This window comes from Viridibacillus sp. NPDC093762 (assembly GCF_050279675.1).
GTDB lineage: Bacteria > Bacillota > Bacilli > Bacillales_A > Planococcaceae > Viridibacillus.
The window spans coordinates 37,936-44,735 of sequence record NZ_JBNNUK010000025.1 but is presented as its reverse complement, the minus strand read 5'-3'; the positions used below and the strand labels follow the sequence as shown (position 1 = coordinate 44,735).

The following is a 6,800-nucleotide window of genomic DNA, read 5'->3' as shown; positions in this document are numbered from 1 at the left end:
CGACGTTGACGTGACATAATAGCACGCTCCTTTAAGTTGGTAGTCTAAGTGTACTAGCCCTTATTTTTTATGTCCAACTTAGTGTAGCCGATTCAGGTTTTTGATTAATGTCCAAGAGAGTCTTATATCAGGTATTATTAACTTTAAGGGTAAGGAGTATTTTCAATAGGAGGACGCTATGCAGTATGTAAAGAAAATGAATGGAAATGAGTTTAACGAATATCTTTTAGATAAAGAAAAGCGATTTGCAGAAACTTTAGCTGAACATACGTTTGAAGTTACAGAACCTGCTGCAGTACGAGCAAAGAAACAGCTGCAAGAGTATTTGCCAAATGGATTTCATACAGAACTACATGAATTTTATAATATTGTGAATGAAAATGAACGATATGGTTACGTTTGGTTAAAAATAGATGAAACCAAAAAAAGTGCATTTTTATATGAGATTTATATATTTGATGAATGTCGTTCAAAAGGCATAGGTACAAAAGTTATGGAAGAAATTGAAGAATATTTATCATTGAAAAAAATATTGTATTTTAAATTACACGTCTTTGGAACAAACCGTAAGGCAATTAAGTTATACAACACATTAGGTTTCCAAATAGCAGGTATAAATATGTATAAAACTCTTTAATACTCTAGAATAGTTTTGAGGAGACATCTGCAGTGATTTTTATAATTTGAGGCTGTTTTCTAAAAGTTTGTTGTATTCCTTTTCATTTGGTAAACACGGGGCTTTTGGAGATCAAATACTGAAATTTATCGGATTAAGTCCTTGGTCAATGGGGAATACGGGACTACATTATACAACTTTTTATGCGCTTGTTTTTTATATATCAGCATTGATTGTTGGTTACAAGTTTAAAAGCGATTGGGGATCAAAAATAGGAAGAATCCTATCATTGATTGTGATAATACTAACTTTATTTTCCCTGTTTTTCATAGCTGTTTAGTTTCGTTAAAGGGCGCGATTGTTTAATAAGCGTCGCTCTTCTTATTAAACTAACGGGGTGCTTTAGTACAAAATCCATGAGCTGTTCAAACAGCTCTTTTTTTTATTCAACTAAAGGAGCAGGTTAGTTGAACAAGAAACAGGATTTTTTTAGTATTTTGTCGAATTAGTTTCACTAACGATTAAAACGAGGTGAATTTTTATGGAATTTACAATAGATAATGAATGTTTTAAAAATGCAATTTCAGAGGTTAATAAAGCGGTATCTTTAAAAACACCATTCCCAATTTTGACAGGTATTAAAATGACTGCTTATGATAATTGCTTAATTCTTGTCGGAAGCAATTCTGATATTGTTATTGAAAAAGTTATTCCTTTAACGATAGATGGAGTAAAAGTATTGGAAGTTTATAATACAGGTAGTGTTGTTATTTCTGCTAAATATTTAAGTGGAATTGTTAAGAAATTACCAAATGAAATACATTTAAAAGTAAACGAAAAAAAATTAGTTACCATTCAATCCAATGAAATTATTACCAACCTAAACGGATTTAGTGCCGAGGAGTATCCAAGTCTTCCTCAAATTGACGAAGCCGAAAATATCGAAATTCCTAGTGTTGAATTAATTGAAATTATTGAACAAACTGTGTTTGCGGTCTCAAAGAGTGAGTCTAGACCTGCCTTGACAGGAGTGAATATGTCATTCAAAGATAACCAACTTACTTGTGTTGCAACTAATTCCCAACGTTTAGCGTTAAGAGAGCTTTCAATAGAATCAAGTGTAAATGGCTCATTCATTGTTCCAGGTACAAGCCTAAATGAGCTTACCAAGTTAATTAATAATGAACCCGGTGTAATAAATGTGTTTGTAATGGACAGCTATATGGTATTTAAATCAAATACTATCTCACTTTTTTTAAGGTTAATTGATGGTAATTATCCTAATGTTTCAGGATTATTGCCAAATGATTCGAAGACAATAATTACTCTCAATACAAATCAACTATTAAAGGGTATTGATAGAGCTTGTCTTTTTGCAAGCGAATGGAAAAATAACAATGTATATTTAGAAATCATGGATGGTACAAAAATAAAAATTTCCTCAAACTCCTCAGAAATAGGGAAAATAGAAGAAACTCTAACTATTAAGACGATTAATGGTGAGACTGACTTAAGTATTTCAATTGATGGAAGTTTTTTGAAGGAAGCCTTAAAGGTAATAAAAGAAGAAGAGATAAGAATGGATTTTGGTGGTCCAATGAGACCAATTTTAATTGAACCTATTGACAATTCTTCATTCCTTCATCTGATTTCACCAGTACGTACATATTGAAGACCGGGTTCTTATTGAACTAACGGGGCAGCATTCCTGTAATGAATGAAACTAGCTTTGATATATTTTGATAAATAAATAAAAAAGTTTGTGAACAGATGTACTTAAACTACCGGGTGCTTTACTTGAAGATCATTGAGTTGCCTAGGCAGCTCTTTTTTCTTATTGAACTAACGCAGCAGGTTAGTGTAAGAAGGTTTTTTTATGATTGTGTTGAATAAGTTAATATATGTAAATTACAGAGCGAAAGGCGTGCTTTACTTCAAGTCTGGGGGGTGGAACTTTTTTCTTGAATTAAACGAATCAGTTTAGAAGAAGATGGAATTTTTTTATTATAAAGCATATCTATTATGGTTGAGTGGAGGTATAAATGAAACAAAATCATGTATATGCATTGATAATTTACTTTGGAGTAGTAATTTTAGGTGATGTAATCACTTTGATATTTAATAATCCGAGAAGTTTAGTGATTATACTTAATTTTACTCTTTCCCCATTGTTATTGTTAATAACTTTATATTTATTGAGAGACGATATAAAACTAATGGTATTTGAAAAAAGAAAATCAACGGTTAAACAATCAATATATGCAATTATCAAATGGTTTTTTATTGCGATAGTTGGTTTTATAGTCATTGCTACAATAACACCTTTGTTTTACAAGTCTGAAGTATCTAATTCTTCGAAAATGACACAAGCTATCCCTTTGATAGTTATTCCCTTTGTTTTTATAGCACCGATATTAGAAGAGTTAATATTCAGAAGAATTATATTTGCCTCATTTTCAAAGAAATTCACTATTTTATTAAGTATTATTTTCACCTCAGTAATCTTCGCAGGGTGGCATATGACTTTACCAAGTTTTCCTTTATTATTCTGGTTATCAATCGTTTATACTTACAGTTATTATCAAACTAACAGATTGTTAGTTCCAATTACTCTTCATATCTTATGGAATCTATTTTCATCAAGCGTAGCTTTAATTGGTGCTTTACTTGAAGATCACTGAGCTGTTCAGACAGCTCTTTTTTATTCAACTAACGAGGCAGGATAGTTTAATAAGTAGGTAAATGGAGGTCGTGAAACCAATGACGAAGATGGCAATTAGGTTTTATATTTTTGCTTTTTTACTTTACTTCATCAGTTTTCTTGGCGGTTTTTCAGTTGGTTTATATGTAGTATTACCTACAATTTTTGTATTGTTGATTGGAATAGCTGTGAATCTTGGGTTATATAAAAAACACAAGTCTTATGTGGTACCTATCATCACTTCAATCGTGATATGCGGTATAACATATCCTTGATGGAGTTTTTTAGTCCATAATGTGGATGATTATTATATTTTCTATCCTTTTACGTTTTTCTTATAATACATTTTATTGAACTGAGGGGCTTAGTTAAAGTACATTGAGCTGTTCAGACGACTGTGGCTTTGAAATACAGTTTGATCATTTTTTAAAAAAGTAAGATAATCCCAAAAAAAGTTTGATACAATTTAATTGATATGCAGAAATCCTAAGTTCAGCAAACGGGCTATTTAACGGAGGAACAATTTGGGATGAGGTTATACTGGTTTTAACAATTAAGGGGGTTAAGAATGGCGATTGGCATAGGTTATTTCATTGCATTGATAGGTGCTTTTATCGCTTATCAACTTAGTGTAGGCAAGTCGAAAGGATTAAAATATAAGGTGTGGGGCATTGCTCTTATGTTACCAATTTCTCCATCTTTAGCTTTTTCAATAGGATTAACTTATGCAGTAATTGTTAGAGATGGTTGGTCAGCATTGATCATGGTTTATATTTTTCCTATTATTTTCATAATAGGACTTGTATTGTTTTTGGTTGGTATCTTTAAGAAAGAAGAAAAAATAACTTTAGGGGATTAAGAAATCGACTGGGATTGTGAACAACAGTTAGAAAATGAGCAAACTTCTTAATAAATTAGCAACTTAAATCTACAGAATAAGAATCCATTTTGATCAATCTACTTTCAAAATGGATTCTTTCTATTTGCTATTAAACAACAGATTTAGTGTCGTTTTTGATCAAACTTTTTTTAAAAAGAACAAAGGCTCTTTTTTTCTTCAACTAAAGGGGCAGGTTAGTTCAATAAGAATAAAAAAAGAAGGTGTCAATATGGAGATAATATTGAGGGATTCTAAAAAAATGGGAATCATAATTGTAGCTTTATTGCTTATTATGGTGGGTATCATTATCTTTGCTAATAGGACTTATTCTGCATCAGATGTATTAGGGGATTATGCTGATTTAAATGCAGAAAACCCATTTGTAAGCATTGAAAGTATCGATTTAGAAACAGAGGATATATTCTCATCAATTGAAATTCCAGAAGAAACGCAACAGGAACTTATAGAAGCTTTTAAAAATGCAAAATTTAAAAGAGTAACAGATGGTTCAAGTGATTACGATTACCGAATAAATATTACATTAAATACAGGATATGCAATGTATGCTGTTTCAGATAAAAAATCACTAAGTATCATTGATACGCACGAATACTATACAATCGAAAATGATAGTGATTTCTTCAAGATTTTAAAGAATGCCACGGAAAAAAATAGTAAGCCTTAATTATGATTTTTCACTAACGGGTGCTTTACTTGAAAATCATTGAGTTGTATATACAGCTCTTTTTTCTTTATTGAACTAACGAAGCAGTTTAGTTGAAGTAAAATAACATTGAAGGCAGTAAAAATTTCATAAAGGTGGTCAATTGAATGGGCAAGATTATCTTGATACAGCATTGTCAGTCGGAGCATCATATTAATAATATGTCAGGTGGATGGACTGATACTCCTTTAACTGAATTTGGTAGAAAACAAGCAAAAACATTAGGCAGAAAATTAAAAGAATTGGTAGATAGTAATGATGATTATGTTCTGTATTCTTCGGACTTACTTAGAGCGTTACAAACAGCAGAAATAGTAGGTAGAGAATTAGGTTTAGATGTTATTAAAGATAAAAGTCTGCGTGAAATAAATACTGGTGTTGCGGCAGGAAAGACAAAGGATTGGGCAAGAGAAAATAGAAATCCAAGAACAAGAAATGGATTTGATTTAGATTATCAGGAATTTCAAGATGGTGAAAGTTGGCGAGAATTTTATAGTCGAGTTTGTAGTTGTATGGATAGGATATATGAATCTGAAAAGACCAAAAATCTAATGATTGTCACTCACGGAGGAACTTTAGGTTATATACTTGCTTGGTGGATGAAATTTGAGCCAGAAATGATTGTTAACGCTTATTTTTCTTCATCAGTAGGTGGGGTTACAATTCTGAGTCAAAATAGTTTTCAGCAAAATGCTGTAAATAAATTTAATGATACATCTCATTTTGATTTATTAAACTAACGGGTGCTTTACTTGAAGATCATTGAGTTGCATATGCAGCTCTTTTTTTCTTATTGAACTAAAGGGGCAGGTTAGCTCAATTAAACGCGAAACATTATTCCATATCTTTCGTCAAATTTTAGATTTAAAATGAGTTGAATATTTAAATCGAAAAACTATATTTTGAATTTTGGCTATAATCTAATTTAATGGAGATAATTATTTTTGGAGGGGTGTGTATGGAGTTAATTACAAGTAAAGTAGTTGCAATAGCTTTATTCTTACTAATCATTACTGCGATTGAAACTTTAGCCTATTCTACTCGGATTTCAGGTACAAGGGTAAAATTAATTGCAACTGCTATATCATTGTTTAGTACTTTAGTGATTGTTTCAAGATTTTCAACAATGATTCAACAACCATTAACAGCTAAACTTATCGCAGAGGCACCAGATTTAAACAAATTAGGCTTTATAGAAGACCAGTATAGGATTTTAATTGGGGTAACATCTCTTGGTGTATTGCTTGGTATACTTTTATTTCCTACCTTTATTAACATTTTTTCAAGAGCAATTATTCAATTATCTAATGAAAGAGGTTCGGTAGTTTCAACATTTTTAAAGCAATTTAACATTAAAGGTATTAAAAAAATTATTATGTGTTTTCGAGTACCTAAATTGACATACTTGCAGGGCATTACACTAAAGACAATACCGAAACGGTTATTTGTTTTTAATGTCATTGTCTCCGCAGTTTTTACAATTGGAGTTTTGTCTTCTTTATATGCAACCATGTTAGTCCCAGAAGGTTATGGGCAGGCAGCATTAATGTCCTCTGGAATTATTAATGGAGTTGCAACTATTTTACTGACATTATTTATAGACCCAAAAGCTTCAGTTTTAGCAGATAGAGTAATGAAAAAGCAATGTGATTATGTTTTTTTAAAGAGTTACTCATTAACGATGATTAGCTCAAAATTTTTTGGAACAATATTGGCACAATTATTGTTTATTCCTGCTGCATATTACGTTGCTTGGTTTGCTGAGTGGATTTAATTTTGTTATTTAACTAACGGGTAGCTTTAGTAAAAAGGGCAGCGTCATATGGACGTTGCCCTTTATTATTTAAAAGTACTTTTGATAAAACTCTTTTCTATGTCT

Annotated in this window: 8 protein-coding genes; all 8 read left to right on the top strand. The window is 31.2% G+C overall.

Annotated elements, in window-relative coordinates:
- Positions 1-178: 178 nt before the first annotated feature.
- The 8 genes from ACQKM9_RS19775 to ACQKM9_RS19740 all read left to right on the top strand — a co-directional run bounded on the left by ACQKM9_RS19775 (position 179) and on the right by ACQKM9_RS19740 (position 6,695).
- Entirely contained in the window at positions 179-637 is a 459-nt protein-coding gene (locus tag ACQKM9_RS19775; RefSeq protein ID WP_427736094.1) for a GNAT family N-acetyltransferase, read from the top strand.
- 520 nt (positions 638-1,157) lie between these two features.
- The gene (dnaN, locus tag ACQKM9_RS19770) at positions 1,158-2,288 is read left to right on the top strand and encodes a DNA polymerase III subunit beta (RefSeq protein ID WP_427736093.1); all 1,131 of its coding nucleotides are present in this window, start codon (positions 1,158-1,160) and stop codon (positions 2,286-2,288) included.
- Positions 2,289-2,658: 370 nt separating this feature from the next.
- On the top strand, positions 2,659-3,297 hold the full coding sequence (locus tag ACQKM9_RS19765) for a CPBP family intramembrane glutamic endopeptidase (protein ID WP_427736092.1): 639 nt from the start codon (positions 2,659-2,661) through the stop codon (positions 3,295-3,297).
- Between the two features lie 79 nt (positions 3,298-3,376).
- Positions 3,377-3,592, top strand: coding sequence for a hypothetical protein (locus tag ACQKM9_RS19760; RefSeq protein ID WP_427736091.1), 216 nt, complete (start codon positions 3,377-3,379; stop codon positions 3,590-3,592).
- Between the two features lie 293 nt (positions 3,593-3,885).
- Positions 3,886-4,176 carry a hypothetical protein gene (locus ACQKM9_RS19755; protein WP_427736090.1) on the top strand — a complete coding sequence of 97 codons (291 nt, stop codon included), beginning with the start codon at positions 3,886-3,888 and terminating at the stop codon, positions 4,174-4,176.
- Between the two features lie 280 nt (positions 4,177-4,456).
- Positions 4,457-4,882 (top strand): hypothetical protein, encoded by a 426-nt coding sequence (locus ACQKM9_RS19750; protein ID WP_427736089.1) that lies wholly within the window; start codon positions 4,457-4,459, stop codon positions 4,880-4,882.
- 146 nt (positions 4,883-5,028) lie between these two features.
- A complete protein-coding gene (locus ACQKM9_RS19745; RefSeq protein ID WP_427736088.1) occupies positions 5,029-5,661 on the top strand; it encodes a histidine phosphatase family protein in 633 nt (210 codons plus the stop codon).
- Between the two features lie 218 nt (positions 5,662-5,879).
- Positions 5,880-6,695 carry a lipid II flippase Amj family protein gene (locus tag ACQKM9_RS19740; RefSeq protein ID WP_427736087.1) on the top strand — a complete coding sequence of 272 codons (816 nt, stop codon included), beginning with the start codon at positions 5,880-5,882 and terminating at the stop codon, positions 6,693-6,695.
- Positions 6,696-6,800: the final 105 nt, after the last annotated feature.